This window comes from Ectothiorhodospira shaposhnikovii (assembly GCF_022227765.1).
Taxonomy (GTDB): domain Bacteria; phylum Pseudomonadota; class Gammaproteobacteria; order Ectothiorhodospirales; family Ectothiorhodospiraceae; genus Ectothiorhodospira.
This window is the reverse complement of sequence record NZ_JAJMLZ010000003.1, coordinates 53,471-70,856: the sequence shown is the minus strand read 5'-3', so window position 1 is coordinate 70,856 and position 17,386 is coordinate 53,471. Positions and strand designations below refer to the sequence as shown.

At 62.4% G+C, this 17,386-nt stretch carries 10 protein-coding genes and 1 tRNA gene; 8 read left to right on the top strand and 3 right to left on the bottom strand.

What is annotated here, in order from left to right; genetic code table 11:
• The first annotated feature begins 2 nt into the window (after nt 1-2).
• The gene (locus LQD11_RS05215; RefSeq protein ID WP_238616579.1) at nt 3-3,614 is read left to right on the top strand and encodes an EAL domain-containing protein; all 3,612 of its coding nucleotides are present in this window, start codon (nt 3-5) and stop codon (nt 3,612-3,614) included.
• Here the strand turns inward: LQD11_RS05215 and malQ are convergent.
• The 3 genes from malQ to glgC form a co-directional block, all read right to left on the bottom strand.
• Complete coding sequence (gene malQ, locus LQD11_RS05210) at nt 3,599-5,095, bottom strand: 4-alpha-glucanotransferase (RefSeq protein WP_238616578.1); 1,497 nt, start codon at nt 5,093-5,095, stop codon at nt 3,599-3,601. The two genes, LQD11_RS05215 and malQ, sit on opposite strands and share 16 nt — an antisense overlap.
• A gap of 87 nt (nt 5,096-5,182) precedes the next feature.
• The gene (locus LQD11_RS05205; protein WP_238616577.1) at nt 5,183-6,907 is read right to left on the bottom strand and encodes a glycoside hydrolase family 57 protein; all 1,725 of its coding nucleotides are present in this window, start codon (nt 6,905-6,907) and stop codon (nt 5,183-5,185) included.
• 13 nt (nt 6,908-6,920) lie between these two features.
• The gene (glgC, locus tag LQD11_RS05200) at nt 6,921-8,186 is read right to left on the bottom strand and encodes a glucose-1-phosphate adenylyltransferase (RefSeq protein WP_238616576.1); all 1,266 of its coding nucleotides are present in this window, start codon (nt 8,184-8,186) and stop codon (nt 6,921-6,923) included.
• A gap of 603 nt (nt 8,187-8,789) precedes the next feature.
• Here glgC and glgB point away from each other — a divergent pair.
• The 7 genes from glgB (at nt 8,790) to LQD11_RS05165 (ending at nt 17,366) form a co-directional block, all read left to right on the top strand.
• Nucleotides 8,790-10,967, top strand: a complete 2,178-nt coding sequence (gene glgB / locus LQD11_RS05195; protein ID WP_238616575.1) for a 1,4-alpha-glucan branching protein GlgB — start codon at nt 8,790-8,792, stop codon at nt 10,965-10,967.
• 57 nt (nt 10,968-11,024) lie between these two features.
• Nucleotides 11,025-11,100, top strand: a tRNA-Ala gene (locus LQD11_RS05190).
• 186 nt (nt 11,101-11,286) lie between these two features.
• Nucleotides 11,287-12,078, top strand: a complete 792-nt coding sequence (locus tag LQD11_RS05185) for a hypothetical protein (RefSeq protein ID WP_238616574.1) — start codon at nt 11,287-11,289, stop codon at nt 12,076-12,078.
• A 117-nt stretch (nt 12,079-12,195) separates the two neighbouring features.
• Entirely contained in the window at nt 12,196-13,086 is an 891-nt protein-coding gene (locus tag LQD11_RS05180) for a hypothetical protein (protein WP_238616573.1), read from the top strand.
• 37 nt (nt 13,087-13,123) lie between these two features.
• Nucleotides 13,124-13,609, top strand: coding sequence for a GIY-YIG nuclease family protein (locus LQD11_RS05175; RefSeq protein ID WP_238616572.1), 486 nt, complete (start codon nt 13,124-13,126; stop codon nt 13,607-13,609).
• A gap of 670 nt (nt 13,610-14,279) precedes the next feature.
• Complete coding sequence (gene mgtE / locus LQD11_RS05170) at nt 14,280-15,668, top strand: magnesium transporter (RefSeq protein WP_238616571.1); 1,389 nt, start codon at nt 14,280-14,282, stop codon at nt 15,666-15,668.
• A gap of 78 nt (nt 15,669-15,746) precedes the next feature.
• Entirely contained in the window at nt 15,747-17,366 is a 1,620-nt protein-coding gene (locus tag LQD11_RS05165) for a Na/Pi cotransporter family protein (RefSeq protein ID WP_238616570.1), read from the top strand.
• Nucleotides 17,367-17,386 lie beyond the last annotated feature (20 nt).

Below are 17,386 nucleotides of genomic sequence, written 5' to 3'. Positions count from 1 at the left end.
TCATGGCCTCCAAGATGCCACTGCTCAACGCCGCCACCCTGCGTGAAAGAGCCAAGCAGATCCTGCGGGATCACAGCTTCGACAGCACCCTGTTCTCCCTGCAACGGGGTGAGCTGGACGTCGAGACACTCCTGGAGGAGTTGCACATCTACCATGCCGAACTGCGCATCCAGCAGGAGGCATTGCTGGAGAGCCAGACGGCAACCGAACTGGCGCTGAGCCGGTTCAGCCGCCTGTATCAGGAACTGCCGCTACCGGTCCTGCGGATTGACTGGAGCGGCTTTCTGCAGGACGCCAACAGCGCCGCACACCGGACCCTCGCCCTCAATCGCAGGTTGTTCACCCAGCTATCCGAGGCAAAGCACCGCAATTTCCTGGAAAACGCACTGGAGCGGGCACGCCATGATGGACGCTCGGACTGCCAGGCCGTTCGACTGCGGCGGGCCGACGGCCGCCCATTGATCGCCGACATTGCCCTGATCCGCCTGCCGGAACCGGATGGCGCCAAGCCGGGTTTCATCTGCAGCATCGTGGACCAGACCCCGCTCATACAGCAGCGTGACGCATTGATGGAATCCTATGCCCGTCTGCAGGAGAGTGAGGACAACTACCGCATCCTGGCGACCTTCTCCCCCGACTGGGATTTCTGGCTCGGCCATGACGGGGAATTTCGTTACATCTCCCCCGCCTGTGCGCGTATCACCGGGTATAGCGCGGAAGACTTCATGGACGATCCCGAACTCATGGAACGGATCATTCATCCGGATGACCTGCCCCGGTACCAATCGCACAAGACCGCCACGGACAGGACACTTGACAGTGCCCCGGTGCAGTTCCGGATCCTGACCAAGAGCGGCGAAACCCGCTGGGTCGAACATGTCTGCAACCCGGTGATGGACGCCCACGGTGAATTCATGGGCTATCGGGGGATCAACCGGGATATCACCGAACGGCAGAATGCCCAGGACTCCCTGGAACACCAGCTGCGCTTCCAGGCCATGCTGGCCAATATCTCGTCCTTGTTCGTCAATACCCGCATCGAGCACATGGACCCGGCCATGGTGCAGGCACTGCAACAGATCGGACGGTTTTTCCAGGCAGAGCGCTGCCGTATCCTGGAATATTCCCCGGATCGCAACGCCCTGGAACTTACCCATCACTGGTCCGGCCTGGAAGGCGATGGGACGGGACCCGACCTGCGCCGGCAATGGCATGTCACGCAACTGCCCTGGACCACCCTCCGGATGCGAGCCCGTGAGGTGTTGATGCTGGAAAAGGGGCCGGGACAACCCCCGGAATTTGCCCGGGAACATCAGCTGCTCAGCCCTGACAACGCCCGCTCGGTCCGTCTGGTCCCCATGATCAGCGACGGTGAAATCCTGGGCCTGCTGCTGCTGGAAAGCTTCGGGCAGCTGCCGGCTCACCACTGGCAGGAACAGCCCGACCAGATGCGCATGGTCGCGGAAAATCTGGCCGGCATGATCATCCGTTGTCGTGCCCAGAAGGAACTTCAGGAAAGCGAAGCGCGCTATCGGCATATCTGCGCCGTGACCAGCGATATCGCCTATGCCTGCCTCAGGGATGACCGGGGCACACTGCAGATCGACTGGATGACCGACTCGATCCAGGCCATGACCGGTTACAGTGTGGCCGATATCCGTGATCGGGGCTCCTGGGAATTCCTGGTCCTGGACGAGGATCAGGCAATCTTCAAACGGGAAATCCTCGAGCTTGAACCCGGCCGGGCCTCCTGCTGTGAATTGCGCCTGCGCAGCAAGCTTGGCCCGCCCCGCTGGGTCAGGGCCACCTCCGAATGCATCCCCTCATCACACCCCACGGGGCCGGTCCGGCTCTACGGCGGACTGATTGACATCACCGAACAGAAGCGGCAACAAAGCCGCATCCAGCGACTGGCGCTGGTGGTGGAGCAAAGTCCCAGTATCGTGCTGGTTACCGACCGGGAAGCCCGTATCGAATACATCAATGCCCGTTTCAGCCAACTGACCGGTTTCAGTCGAGAAGAGATTCAGGGCCAACCCCTGGCACTGATCCATCCCCATGACGCGGCCATGAGTCCGGATCTTGACGGCATTCTGCATGACCTGTCCGCGGGCAGGATATGGAGCGGAGAACTGGCCGTACGCAAGAAATCCGGGGAGCATTTCTGGGAACAAGCGACATTGACCCCGCTGAAAAATACCCAGGGAGACATCACTCATTTCGTCAAGATGTCCGAGGACCTGAGTGACCGCAAGGCCCTGTCGGAACAGCTGAGTTACCTGGCCCATTATGATCCTCTCACCGGCCTGCCCAAGCGGGCGGTCATGCGGGAATGCCTCCAGCAGGCCATGGTCAGGGTCCGACATAACGGTGATCACCTGGCGATCTTTTCCATCGATGTCGATGACCTCAAGCGGGTCAATGATTCCCTGGGACATGCCGCGGGGGATGAACTGTTGCGCATCCTGTCCGATCGGCTCCAGGGCCTGCTTGGCAAGGAAGACACCCTGGCAAGACTGGGTGGGGACCACTTCCTGTTGCTCAAGGCGCACATGGCACAGACCCAGGACGCGCTGCATCTGGCGGAACGCATCCAGCAGCTGGTGGAACAACCCCTGACCATCCAGGACCAGTCTCTAGTGGTCACCGCCAGCACCGGCATCGCCCTTTTCCCGGGAGATGCCGATACCGTGGACGAACTGATGCGTCGAGGTGATGCCGCCCTGCATCGCAGCAAGAACGACGGCGAGGGGCGCGCCTACTGTTTCTTCACCTCCACCATGGACAAGCAGCTCAAGGATCAGTTTCAGTTGGAACAAGCCTTGCGCCGGGGCCTGGAACGGGATGAACTGCTGCTCCATTTCCAACCGCGCGTCGACATGGCCACCGGGCAGATCCAGAGTCTTGAAGCCCTGGTGCGCTGGCTTCACCCGGAACAGGGGCTCCTGCCCCCTCACCGTTTCATACCGGTGGCGGAAAGCAGCGGCCTCATTCTCAGTCTCGGCCCACTGGTGTTGCGCAAGACCTGCGAACAGATCCAGCGCTGGCGAGCGGCCGGTATCCCCGTGGTACCGGTTGCCATCAACCTGACCACGCAGGAACTCTACAAACAAGGCCTTGTGACCGAGGTCCTGGCCACGGTGTCACAACACGACATCGACCCCGCGCTGCTGGAATTCGAAATCACCGAAAGCACGGCCATGCGCTCCATCGACGACGCCAGGGCCATCCTATCGGAGCTGAAAACGGCCGGATTCACCCTGTCCCTGGATGATTTCGGAACGGGCTATGCCTCCATGAGCTACCTGAGCAACCTGCCGGTCCACGGCCTGAAGATCGACCAGTCCTTCATTGCGGAGCTGGAACGGGATCCCGCACGTTGCAGACAGACCATGGCTATCGTCGATGCCATGATCGGACTGGGCCTGAATCTGGGTCTGGAGGTGGTGGCGGAAGGGGTGGAAACCCCGACCCAGCGGGATTTCCTGATGGCGCATCGCTGCACGCGGGGACAAGGCTTCCTGTTCAGCCATCCGCAGCCGGCAGATGTCATCGGCAGCCTGCTCCAGGACGGTTCTCCGCTCCCCGTCGCCCCGGATCAGACCCGGCCGTAGAGACTCATGAGATGCCGAAGGTGTCCAGCCAGGCTGTCGGGCACCTGTTCCCAGGAAAAACGCCAGCACCAGTTACCCTCCTGGGTGCCCGGCGTGTTCATGCGATGATGCCCATCCAGTTCCAGCACGTCCTGCATCGGCAGGACCGCCAGGCGTGACACCGAGGCCAGTGCGCTGCGTATCAGGGGCCAGGGCATGGACTCATCGGGGAAACCCAGATATTCCCTCACCCGGCTCTGGAGCGTCTCGTCACAGGCGGCATACCAGCCCAGGGTGGTGTCGTTGTCATGGGTGCCCGTATACACCACCGAGTTTTCCTGGTGATGATGGGGCAGATAGGGATTGGCGGACCCGCCTTCAAAGGCAAACTGCAGGATTTTCATTCCCGGCAGGCCGTTCTGTTCCCTCAGGGCCTCCACCTCGGGGGTGATCACGCCAAGATCCTCCGCCACCAGCGGCAAGGTGCCAAACCGTTCCCGCAAGGTATCGAACAGAGCCTTGCCCGGTGCCGGCACCCAGTGACCGTTGATGGCGGTTTCCTCGTCCGCGGGGATCGACCAATAGGCCTCAAAGCCGCGGAAGTGGTCGATGCGGATCAGGTCCACCATCTCCAGGGCCGCACTGATGCGTTCGATCCACCACTGGAATCCGTCGGCCTCCATGTTCCGCCAGTGATAGTGAGGATTCCCCCAACGCTGGCCCGTGGCCGAGAAATAATCGGGAGGCACCCCGGCCACGGTATTGGGCAGACCTCGGGCATCCAGATCGAACAGGCGACGATGGGTCCAGACATCGGCACTGTCACTGGCCACGAAGATGGGCATGTCGCCAAACAGGAGTATCCCCCTGCGGTTGGCATGCTGCTTCACCGCCTGCAGCTGATCGTAGAACAGGAATTGCTCAAAACGGTATTGTTCCAGCACGGACTCAAGCCGCTGCCTGGCCGCCGCCAGTGCCCCCTCCTCCCGATCACGCAAGGGTGCGGGCCATTCCCACCAAGGGGCCTGGCCCTGTTCGGCTTTGAGTCCCAGATACAGCGCGTAGTCTTCCAGCCAGTACCCATGATGTGACTTGAAGGCGGCAAAGGCGGCCCGCTCATCATCACCGGCATGGGCCTCAAAACCCAGCCTGGCCTCCTGCAACGCAATACAGCCGAAGGGGTTTCTCAACCCCAGTTCCCGATGGGCGGGTTTTTCCTCCGCCAGCCAGCCCCGTCGGCGCAGCGCTTCCAGACAGATCAGACCGGTATGGCCGGCGTGTACCGACATGCACTGATACGGGGATCCACCGGCGTGGGGCTGATTCAACGGCAGCACCTGCCAGACGGTCGCGCCACAGGCCTCTAGAAACTCGATGAAGCGGTGGGCCTCATGTCCCAGGGCACCTTGCGCGGCACTGCCCGGGAGCGAGGTGGGATGCAGCAGAATACCGGCACGGCGCCGGTCCAGAAATGACCGGGCTTCAGGAACGGTTACGGACACGTTGCCTCCGTCCAATGTGACTGACTCCCGCCGATGATACCGAACTGCATGGACCGGACGCGGGAGAACCTTGAACCACCACCTTCATCATTCGGATTTCTGACCGGTTCGCATGACACCGCCCGCCACCGGCTCGCCACTGCCCCGGCTCACGGACTGTGCCAGATAAGCCGGAGGTGTTTCCCCCATGAGACGGTACAGGTGGCTCAAGTGCTGACGATACAGACGCTCGAACAAGCTCACCGCCGAGGAAGGGTTGTAGTCACCGAACCACCAGCACCAGTCGGAACCCTCGCAGACCGCCAGCTGATCCAGCACCGCGGCTTCCTCGACCGGCGTCAACCGGCCTTGTGCCAGAACCCGGTCCACATGGATCTTGGCGTCGACCAGCATGTCCCAGCCCCGATTCTTGTCCGCGGACCCGATCCAGGTTTCGAAGTTACCATAGACCCAACTCCCCGCCACCACGCGGGACAATGCCGACGGGGGCGGCCCGTCATCCAGGACGTCACTGAAGGTCGTGAGCTCGATGTCCGGATGCGCCACCAGTTTGGGATACAGGGCGGAGAGAAAATAGAAACCATTGTTGGGATAGTATTCCCAGGCATTTTCGCCATCGAGTATGACGGATACCACCGGCGGTGGGTCCTGTGGCCTGCGTGAGCCGGCCAGCTGACCGGCGATCCGCTCCAACTGGTGAATGAAATCGGCCACTGCATCATCCCCATGCCAGTCGGCATAACGAAAGCCGATGGAGTCGGACAGGGCATCATCCCGGAAAAAGACTGCCAGGGATTCGGCATCGTAACGATAGGGACGATAGAGCCAGGTACGATCCGCGGCCGGCGGGCTCACGGATGATGTGCGCAGGGAATTCAACAGCACCCCCTCACCGGAAGCCGCCCACCGGACCCCCTCCTGGGCCAGTAACCGCAGGGTGGCATCGCTGACGCTGCCCTCGGAGGGCCAGCAACCCGCCGGGCGCAGGCCGAAATGCGACTCGAACACCCGCATGCCGTGCGCCACGTGCCAGCGGACCCGGGCATCGCCTCCGGGATAGGAGGAAGCCTCGGGCAGCTTCATTTCCGGAACCGCTTCCCGTGCGGATTTCAAGTCCAGCAACAGGGGCATGATGGGGTGAGCATAGGGGGTGAAGGACAGCTCCACCTGCCCCGACCGGGCCAGGCGCCGGTAGCGACCGATCAGATTCCCCAGCAGTTCCGCAATGATTTCCAGCAACAGCCTGCGCTGTCCCGGCGTGAAATCACGCCCCTGCTTCATCAGCGAATCGATGCGGGGATCCTTGCGCCGGACCGTCTCACCCAGCCACACCAAGTGATACCAAGTCACAAGATCGAAGAAATACTGATCCGCCAGATAGGCCACGGCATCCGGTTGCTGGCGCAGCCAGGGCAGCATGTCGACAAGCATCCGATAATCCGCATGGGGCTCGATCAGACGCTTGCGATTGGCCCGCGCGCAGGCCTCGGCCAGCTGCATGCGTTCGGTAACACCGGCGGGCGGCGACTGCGCCCCCAGCAAGGCCAGTACCGGATCGGAAACGGCTTCCCCCCGGGACAGGAAGGCAGCCACCTGATCGGCGTAATCCTTGATCTGCTCCAGCAGCACCGGGGCGAAGTTGACCACGGCCCGGGCGCCGGGAGTCGCCTCCAGGTGAGCGGCCATGTCCACGTAATCCTTGATGGCATGCAGATAGGTCCAGGGCAGGGCGTAGCGGCCGGTGCCCGCCTCGCGATATTCGGGCTGATGCATGTGCCAGCACAGCACCAGCCTGATCGCCGGAGAATTCATCCGGGTGGAGGACTCAGCGGGCATAGCGGGGCATGTTGCCGAGCATTTCGGGCGTCACCACGGTCACACCGCCATCCGAGACATGGAAGCGCTTGGCATCCTCCACCGGATCTTCACCGATTACCATGCCTTCGGGAATCCGGCAACCCTTGTCGATCACGGCCTTGTGAATCCGGCAATGACGACCGATCTCCACATCGGGCAGGACCACGGAATCGGTGATCTGGCTGAAGGAGTTGACGATCACATTGGAGAACAGCAAGGAATGTCGCACCAGCGCACCGGAGATGATGCAACCCCCGGAGACCATGGAATCCACTGCCATGCCGCGCCGGTCATCGTCGTCAAACACGAACTTGGCCGGCGGCAACTGCTCCTGGTAGGTCCAGATGGGCCAGTCCATGTCGTAAAGATTCAGTTCCGGCGTCACGCCGATCAGCTCCAGATTGGCCTGCCAGTAGGAGTCGATGGTCCCCACGTCACGCCAGTAGGCCTGGGAACCGGTCTGCACGTCCCGGAAGGGATACGCCATCACCCGATAGGACTTGATCACGTTGGGGATGATGTCCTTGCCGAAATCATGGCTGGAGCCCGGGGTATCCGCATCCTTGATCAGCTGTTCGAACAGGAAGCGGGTATTGAAGACATAGATCCCCATGGAGGCGAGCGCCTTGTCCGGCTTGTCGGGAATGCTCTGGGGCTGCGCCGGTTTTTCCGTGAACTGACGCACCCGGCCGTCTCCGTCCACCGCCATGACGCCAAACCCCCGGGCGGTTTCCAGATCCACCTCCAGGCATCCGACGGTCATGTCGGCGCCGGACTCCACGTGGTAGGCGATCATGTCGCCGTAGTCCATCTTGTAGATATGATCGCCGGCCAGGATGAGAACGTACCCCGGGTCATGGTCACGGATGATGTCCAGGTTCTGATAGACTGCGTCCGCCGTCCCTTCATACCAGGAAGTCTCGATGCGCTGCTGGGCCGGCAGCAGTTCCACGAACTCGCCGAACTCCCCGCGCAGGAACCCCCAGCCGCGTTGGATGTGCTGGATCAGGGAATGGGACTTGTACTGGGTGAGCACTCCCACCTGACGGATACCCGAGTTGATGCAGTTGGACAGCGGAAAGTCGATGATCCGGAACTTGCCGCCGAAGGGTACCGCCGGCTTGGCGCGCCACAGGGTGAGCTGCTTGAGACGGGACCCCCGCCCCCCGGCAAGGATCAATGCCAGGGTGTCTCGGGTGATGCGACTGACGAAGCGTTGAGATTGTGATTTCATAATCTTTCCGCAAGGAAACCCGCGATTTCAATCGCGGGAGGAATTGCGGCTGCGGTATTACAGCCACAGGAAAAGGTGTGGGCCTTCCACCCACTGGGCCGCAAGGCTCTGCCCCGTAAAGGGCACCAGTGACGCAGGGCTTTCGCCCTATCTCCCCTCGCCAATGTCTGCAACCGGCTCCCGCTGGCGCGGCGACTGGAACCTTCGGCGCTTTACCTTTCGCCAGCATGATCCCAACCTTCCAGAGCGGCAGACTGAGGAAGCATCCGCCGGTGGGTCTTGACGACCTGTTGCAAACGTAGCCCCTTTCGAGCGTCCTGCTCAGGCGGGCTCAGGCTGGTCAACCCGGCTTGCTTTCACCTGCGACGCGGCAGGCAGGCAAGCCCCCGACTTCAGTCGGGGGTAGTTGACGCTGACTTTCCCGGACCCGGGTCAATGGGGGACTCGGTCACGCTGCTCATGATAGGGTTGACTCAATCGGGTACTTCAGCCCCCGGCATGGCCCGCTTATCATAGTGCGATGTCCCTGTTTCGAATCTATTACATCATTTCTGCAGCCACGGAAAGTGCCGCCACACCGCCGCGCCAGCCACGGAACCTCTCATGCCTACATCGTACAACGAACATCTCCAACGTATCCTTGACTCACGGCATCACGACCCCTTTGCCTTTCTGGGTCGTCACATGGAGGCGGGGCAGTGCGTGGTGCGCGCCCTGCTACCCTTCGCCCGCGAGGCCGGCATCATGGAACTCAACGCCCCCATGAAGCCCGTCGGCAAACAGGGGCTGTTCGAGTGGCGCGGCCCCCGCGACGCCCTGCCCTCACACTATCGCATACGATGGAGTGATGGTCATGGCCACGAGCAGATTGCCTACGATCCCTACTGTTTCGCCCCCCAGGTGCCGGACTTCGACATCCACCTGTTCAACGAGGGGCGCCACTGGCACGCCTACCGATTCCTGGGCGCCCATCTTCATGAAGTAGACGGCATTCAGGGCGTCCGGTTCGCGGTCTGGGCACCCGCCGCGGAACGGGTGTCCGTGGTCGGCGACTTTAACCGCTGGGACGGCCGCTGCCATCCCATGCGGGTACGCGGCGGCAGCGGGGTGTGGGAGCTGTTCATCCCCGGCATGGCGCCCGGCGCCCTCTACAAGTACGAAATCCGCAACCGCGACACCGACGCCATCCTGCTCAAGGCCGACCCTTACGGTCAGCGCTTTGAACTGCGCCCCCGCACCGCAGCGGTGGTCAGCCCTCCCAGCCGTTTCCAGTGGTCCGACCAGGCCTGGCTGGCGGATCGCTGCAACGAGGCCTGGCTGCACCGCCCCATGTCCGTCTATGAGGTGCACCTGGGTTCCTGGCGGCGGGACGCAGACGGCCAGTTTCTCAATTACCGGGAACTGGCCCGGGAACTGGTGGACTATGTCACCCGCATGGGCTTCACCCATGTGGAACTGCTGCCGATCACCGAACACCCCTATGATGGCTCCTGGGGCTACCAGACCACCGGCTATTACGCCCCCACCAGCCGCTTCGGCGAACCGGATGACTTCCGCTATTTCGTCAATCTCTGCCACGAACACGGCATCGGCGTGTTGCTGGACTGGGCGCCGGGACATTTTCCCAAGGACGCCCACGGGCTGGCCCGCTTCGACGGCAGCGCCCTGTACGAGCATGAAGACCCTCGCCTGGGCGAACACCGTGACTGGGGCACCCTGATCTTCAATTACGGCCGCAACGAGGTGAGGAACTTCCTCGTCTCCAGCGCCATGTACTGGGTGGAGGAATTCCATATCGACGGTCTGCGGGTGGACGCCGTGGCCTCCATGCTCTACCTGGACTATTCCCGGGAACCCGGTGACTGGGTACCCAACAAGTTCGGCGGCAACGAAAACCTGGATGCCATTGAGTTCCTGCGGGAGTTGAACAGTACCGTCCAGGGCCGCCATCCCGGGGCCCTGATCATCGCGGAGGAATCCACGTCCTGGCCCCAGGTCACCCGTCCCACCTGGCTGGGAGGCCTGGGCTTTGCCATGAAGTGGAACATGGGCTGGATGAACGACACCCTGGACTATTTCAAGAAGGACCCCATCCACCGCCACTACCATCACGACCGGCTCACCTTCGGTCTGCTCTATGCCTTCACCGAAAATTTCGTGCTGCCCTTCTCCCACGACGAAGTGGTCCACGGCAAGCGCTCCCTGCTCTACCGCATGCCCGGCGATGAGTGGCAGCGGTTTGCCAACCTGCGCCTGCTCTACACCCTCATGTGGAGCTACCCGGGCAAGAAACTGCTGTTCATGGGCTGCGAGATCGGTCAGGGCAACGAATGGGACGCATCCCGGGAAATGGAATGGCACCTGCTCCAATACCCCTTCCACGAAGGCGTCCAACGCCTGGTCGCCGACCTCAACCGTCTCTACCGGGAACAGCCCGCGCTACATCACCTCGACTTCGAATGGCAGGGCTTCGACTGGATCGACTGTCATGACGCCGCCCAGTCGGTCCTGAGTTACCTGCGCAAGACCGAAGACGGCAACCAGTTCATCATCAGCGCCCTGAACTTCACCCCCGTACCCCGGGAAGGCTATCGCATCGGCGTACCGGGCCCCGGCCGCTATCGGGAGATCTTCAACTCCGACTCCCACTACTACGGCGGCGGCAATCTGGGCAACCTGGAAGTGGAAGCCGAAGACATACCCTGGATGGGGAAACCCTACTCCGTGGTGCTCACTCTGCCGCCGCTGGCGGGCATCCTGCTCCAGCCGGCAACCGGCTGAGGCACCGCCCCCGGCACTGGTGACAAGCAGGAACCCTGGAGTATACTTTCACCCCATGGGGCGGTAGCTCAGTTGGGAGAGCGCAGCAATCGCACTGCTGAGGTCGTGGGTTCGATTCCCATCCGCTCCACCACCAAAACAAAAAAGCCCGTCCGTTTCAGCAAAAGTTACGGGCGGGCTTTTTTTTCGTTCCCACACTGCCTCCCACAATCCTGAAAGTGCTTTTCCTGCCTGTTCACCTCACCAGAACGGGAGCATCAGCGCGTGACCGGTAAAGGCCATCGTTGGCTGCAACACCATGCCGACGAATAGCAGAGGGATGCTTGTGAAACATCCTGCTTTCCATCGTTATATCGGCATCGACTACTCCGGCGCGCAAACGCCGGATGACAGTCTCAAGGGCTTGCGTGTCTACGAAGCCGACCGGGAATCCCTGCCGACGGAGGTCCTTCCGCCACCAAGTCCACGAAAATACTGGACCCGGCGTGGTCTTGCGGCGTGGCTGACCGCCCGCTTGTCCGAAGACGTACCTACCCTCGTCGGCATCGATCACGGATTTTCCTTTCCCCTGCGGTATTTCGAAGCCCATCACCTGCCCCCGGATTGGACCGCCTTCCTGGATGATTTTCACCAACACTGGCCCACCGACGATCAACACACCTATGTGGATTTTGTCCGCGACGGTTCGTGCGGATATGCTCGGGACCGTTCCGGCAACACCCGCTGGCGTCGCCTTACCGAGGCAAGGGCGGGGGCGAAGTCCGTGTTTCATTTCGACGTCCCCGGCTCGGTGGCCAAATCAACCCATGCCGGACTTCCCTGGCTACGCCTGCTGCGGCTGGCACTGGGGCAGCGGCTGCATGTCTGGCCCTTCGATGGCTGGAACATGCCCCCGGGTCGCGCCGTCCTTGTCGAGGTCTACCCTTCCCTGTGGAGCAAGGCACATCCACGGGACGGCCGCACACCCGACCAGCATGACGCCTACGTGGTCGCCCTGCAGCTACGCCGTTTCGACCTGGACGGAAGCCTCGCTTCATATCTCACCCCTTCGCTCACACACGCCGAATCCCGCATCGCCCGGGTCGAGGGCTGGATCCTCGGCACGATGTAGCGCGGGGAAATGTTCAATTTCCTTGCCCACTTGCCGATAAGGTGTTCATGAGGGGCCTGGCGAGGGCCACGGCAACCCATCCACTCAGCCGGCCGGCATAGCCGGAAGGGAACCGACATGAATGCAAAATCCGAGAGCTTGATGCGCCTGGTGGCGCTGACCCGCGAAAACAAGGATATCGGCGTCATTCTGGCGGAGTACGTCCGGAAGAAATACAAGGTCTCGGATGTCTCGGCCTTCATTTCCGGGGATATCCCGGGTGTCACGGACAAGAATGCCCTCTATGATGAATGGGCGGACTGGATCGAAAACGGTGACTTTGACCGATTCATCGTCGATGAGGCGCCACCACGGCAGATTGAACCGGAACCGGATATTGAGGACATACTGGCCGCAGAGGCGCCTTCCGTCCAGAAACTGGAGTTGGTCAGTGATGCCATGTGGTCCCGAGAAGCAAGAGAAGAGCCGACACCCCCCGATACTGCAGGAGAGCACGACCCGGTCCTCGACATGCTGCTGCAGCAGGCCGGTGAAGAATCACCGGAGCCTGAAGACGAACCCCCTCCATCCACGCCGGTGATCGAGGAGGCGATGGCGGAAGCAGAAATGATCATGGAAGCCGAACCCCAGCCCGTCCGGGAAGAGGATGAGGCCATGCCGGAAACGGAAGCGACCATGGAAACACCCATGGCGGAACCGGAACCGGAACCGGAACCGGAACCGGAACCGGAAGAAGATACACTCACTCCTGACGACACCACGCCAGAACAAGCAACCGAGGCCCCCATGTCCGAACCGGAAGAAATGCCACGGATCGATGAAGCACCGACCGCCGCGCCCGTTGCGGCATCCGCATCCACCCCCGGCGCCATCGAAGCCGCCATCCATGCCATGATCCAGGCCGAGCTGGAGGCCCTGCCCAAGCAGGAACCCCCGATCTCCGAAGAACGGATTCGGGAAATCATTCGGGAAGAGATCAGGGCCACGTTTAAATCCATGTTCTCCTGAAGTATCGGGCAGGTCGCCCGCCCCGGATCAGTGCCCCTTGGCCCTACCAACGACCTACCAGCTCTATATCCGGCTCAGTCGCCCCTGCCGCATCCAAGCGGGGCGACTGGCATCACACCGGTTGCCTGCCGGCTGGTATGTCTATACCGGCAGCGCCCGACGCAATCTGGTGGCCCGGGTGGAGCGACACCTGAGCCGGGACAAGACGCTGCGCTGGCATATTGACTGGTTGCTGAGTCGACGGGAGGCGCGGGTGATCCACGTCAGTCTGCATCATGAAGCCGAATGCGACCTCAACGCAGCCACGGGCGGCGAGGTGCTGATTGCCGGTTTTGGCGCCACCGATTGCCGCGCACGCTGCGGCAGCCATCTGCGCTATCTGGGTAGCCAGACTCCACGACAAGTTCCTGAAGGCGCCATCGGCAGGCGGCACAGCGGGACGATCGCCCTGCAAACAGCCATCGCCCGCCAGACGGCATGTGGAACGGGAAGCACGGCAAGGCCAAAGGATATCGCCAAATAGCTCGACTCACCGCAAACATCGGGTTTACCCGACCGCCTCCTGGGGGTAGAATGCCGCCCGTTGAGGCAAATCCGCCCTTTGCAACCTGTAGAGGTACCCATAACCCCATGGACAGTTCTTGTTGTAGATGCTTGATCCGGGCCGATCACGGTCACGATACGGCGGTCTGCGGCGTCCCTCGGGTTCCCTCTCTCCCGCGGTAATTCCTTACCGCTCATGAGGCTCCCCTGGCGCGCCGCACACTGCCGCGACAATCAGGGAGCCGATAGCCGAAAGTGCATCCCCGTCATCCTGTCCCCCCGTGGACGGGTACCTGCTCGTTCCGTTGCCTGACAGGGCCGGGGCGCGCTGACGGCTGCCCCTTCGGGCACTCCCCTTGACTTGCATCCAACACCCGACATGGGCCGCCGGCCCGTGGCGCGGTGCTGTGTGCGCCACCCAAAACCCGATGCCAGGAGGTGATGTCCTTGCCAGACGACCCTGAACCCGAACCCCCGCCCTCGCCCCGTTCATTGCGACGGGTGAGGGTTTTTGACATGCCGTTCGCCGATATCAGGCGGCTGGCCTTCCCTCCCCGCTGATCTTCACATATCCAGGGAGGCGCGGCCTCCCCTTGCCTGAATTCCGTGGACGGCTTCGTGCCGAAAACATTCATTACGGAATTCATCCCATGAACCACATCGTTCTCAACCATCTTCGCAATGGCCAGTTCCATGAGGCCAAGACTCTCATCATGGATGCCGATCCCACCGAAAAGGCCCGCTGTCTGGCCGCCATCGAACCCTCCTACCGACTGGCCATCTTTTCCGAACTGACACCCAGGGAAGCCGTGGCCACCTTCCTGCACATGGACGACGAGGAACAGGCGGGACTGCTGGAGCACATGGGCAAGGCGGAAGCCGCCCGCTTTGCCGCCCGCCTGCCCAGCTACACCATCGCCCGGGCCGTGTCCCTGCTTTCCCGCCGCTACGGTGATGAACTGCTGGCCCTCCTGCCCGCCAAAAAACGCGAATCGGTACAGACCATCCTTCGCCACGATGCGGACAACGTGGTGCGTGTCATGCGTTCGGATCACGTGGCAGTGACCGCGGACACCACCGTGGCAGAGGCCATGGCACGACTGCGCGGCATCGAGGACAGCCCGGAAGACATGGGCGCGGTGGTTTTCGTGACCAATGCCGAGGGGGAGTACCTGGGACATGTCTCCCTGACCCGCCTGCTGCGGGCCGAAAGCAACACACCCATCCGCAACCTGGTGAACGGGGAAGGCGTGACCGCCGGCACCCATGACAACAAGGTGGATGCCGCCCGCCTGCTGCAGCGCAGTGACCTGCCGGTGCTGCCGATACTGGATGATCAGCATCGTCTGGCCGGCGTGCTGTGCTTCAGCGATGCCATGGACGTGCTGGAAGAGGACGTCTCCGAAGACGTGTACAAGAAGGCCGGCATCGGGAGCATGGTGCACGCCAAGGATGTGGTGCGGTCGGAAAAGCTCACCTCCGGCCCCATCGGATATTCGGTCAGGGTACGGCTGGCCTTCCTGATGGTCACCCTGGCGGGTGGCCTGATGGTGGGGGGCGTCATTGACTTCTTCGAGGACACCCTGGCCGCCCTGGTGGCCCTGGCCATCTTCATCCCCCTGGTCATGGACATGGGCGGCAATGTAGGCACCCAGTCCACCACCATTTTCGCCCGTGGCCTGGCCCTGGGCCACATCAGCATGGAACGTTTCTTCCGCTCCCATCTGGTACGGGAGGCCATGGTGGGTCTGGCCATGGCGTCGGTGATCGCGGTCCTGGCGGGCACCATCGCCTACTTCTGGCAGGGTGCGCCCAACGGGATTCCGCTGCTGGGCGTGGTGGTGGGCGTGGCCCTGTTCACCGCCGTGTTCACCGCTTCCATCCTGGGTTTCCTGCTGCCCTGGGTGATGGTCAAGATCGGTGTGGACCATGCCCCCGGCGCCGACCCGTTCATCACCACCATCAAGGACTTCACCGGCCTGGCGGTGTACTTCCTGATGGCCGCCTGGCTCCTGGGCGCCCATATTCCCGGCGCCTGATATGGAAATCGGCCATGTGATCGGATAAACCGTTCACATGGCCTACGCAACAAACCTAAATCTGAGCGAAGGTGAACCATGGAACCGATCAACCTCATCGCCGGCATCCTGCTGATCCTGTTTGGCCTGCGGTTTCTGCGCAAGGGCTTTGCCCGCATCATGGGGGGTGACCTGCTGGACTGGCTGCAGGGCTTCACCCGCACCCGCGCCCGCGCCTTTGTCGGCGGCGTGGCCAGCGGCGCGGTGATGCCCTCCTCCACGGCCACGGCCATGCTCTCGGTACAGATGACCCGCCGCGGCAAGGTGGCCTGGAAGAACGTGCTGGCCGTCCTGCTGGGAGCGCAACTGGGCACCACGGTACTGGTGCAGATGGTCTCCTTCGATCTGCAACACTATATCGGTCTATTTCTTGCCGTGGGGGCCGGACTGTTCCTGTTCGTGGAATCCAGTCGTCCTCGCGGCGTGGGTCAGGCATTGCTGGCCTTCGCCTTCATGCTCATGGGCATGGGCCTGCTGAGCGACGCCGCCACCAGTCTGGGTTCCGATCCGGCGGTGGAGGCTCTGTTCGCCGCCCTGAGCCAGTTGCCCCTGCTGTTTCTGGTGGGCGCGGTCCTGCTGACCCTGATGGTGCAAAGTGCCACCGCGTCCATCGCCGTGGCCCTGGCCCTGGTGGCCGGCGGCCAGATCACCCTGCCGATGCTGCTGCTTTGGGTATTGGGTGCCAATATCGGCCTGTGCCTGACCGTGTTGCTGGCCGGCTGGGGAGATGCCCAGGGACGCCGTCTGGGACTGGCCATCCTCATGGTCAAACTGCCCCTGGCCCTGGGCGCGGCCGGCCTTCTGCTGGGCATTCCGCAACTGCCGCTTCAGGTACTGCCGGGCGAACTGCCCCAGCAGGCGGCCTGGACCCATACCCTGTTCAACCTGCTGGCCTGCGCCGCCCTGTTCCTTGCCCCGGCCCTGGAACGCTGGGTCAGGATGCTGATTCCGGACAGCCCCGCCCCGGGCAAGGCCGGTACCCCAAGGCTGGATCCGCTGCTGCTGCAAAATCCCGCTCTGGCCATCAACGCGGCCCTGCGGGAAACCCTGCGTATCTTCGATACCCTCCACCTGATGGGTGACGGCGTGATGCAGGGACTCAAGCAAGGCGCGCTGGACGATGGTCTGGAAGCGGACATCACCCGCCGCGGTCGTGAGGTGCAGACGGTCTGCCACGAACTGACCGCCTTTCTGGATGCCATTCCCGATGATTCCCTCAATCGGGAGGATCAGGCCCTGAAGGACACCATGGACGACTTCATGCGGGAGTTGCCCATGATCGTTCGCACCCTGGGACCGGAACTCCATGACGAAGCCCGGCGCCTGCTACAGGCCTCCCCCCGGGCCCTGGAGGCCGCGCGGCCGCTGGTGCTGGATGCCGCGGCTCGCTTTACCCAGCAGATGAACACCGTGGCGCGGATGCTGATGCGTGAACGCCCGGAGCTGGGACGCAAGATCCTGGAGCGCAAACAGGACAACAGCCGCTGGCTGATCCAGGCCAAGCGCGCCCATCCCGGCCTGCCCTATCCGGCCTGGGAGATTCTGGACGGTTTTCAGCAGCTCAATCGTCGCCTGAGCGGCGTGACTTATGTCTACTGCCAGGAAGAACCGGAAAACCCGGAAGACCCGGCCCTGACGGAGGCGGATGCGGTGGGTTGATGGGCCATCAGGTAAGCATT

Coding starts and splice junctions, on each gene's coding strand:
- LQD11_RS05215 (WP_238616579.1), top strand. CDS start 3: ATGGCCTCCAAGATGCCACTGCTCAACGCCGCCACCCTGCGTGAAAGA.
- LQD11_RS05205 (WP_238616577.1), bottom strand. CDS start 6,907: ATGAATTCTCCGGCGATCAGGCTGGTGCTGTGCTGGCACATGCATCAG.
- glgC (WP_238616576.1), bottom strand. CDS start 8,186: ATGAAATCACAATCTCAACGCTTCGTCAGTCGCATCACCCGAGACACC.
- glgB (WP_238616575.1), top strand. CDS start 8,790: ATGCCTACATCGTACAACGAACATCTCCAACGTATCCTTGACTCACGG.
- LQD11_RS05185 (WP_238616574.1), top strand. CDS start 11,287: ATGCTTGTGAAACATCCTGCTTTCCATCGTTATATCGGCATCGACTAC.
- LQD11_RS05180 (WP_238616573.1), top strand. CDS start 12,196: ATGAATGCAAAATCCGAGAGCTTGATGCGCCTGGTGGCGCTGACCCGC.
- mgtE (WP_238616571.1), top strand. CDS start 14,280: ATGAACCACATCGTTCTCAACCATCTTCGCAATGGCCAGTTCCATGAG.
- LQD11_RS05165 (WP_238616570.1), top strand. CDS start 15,747: ATGGAACCGATCAACCTCATCGCCGGCATCCTGCTGATCCTGTTTGGC.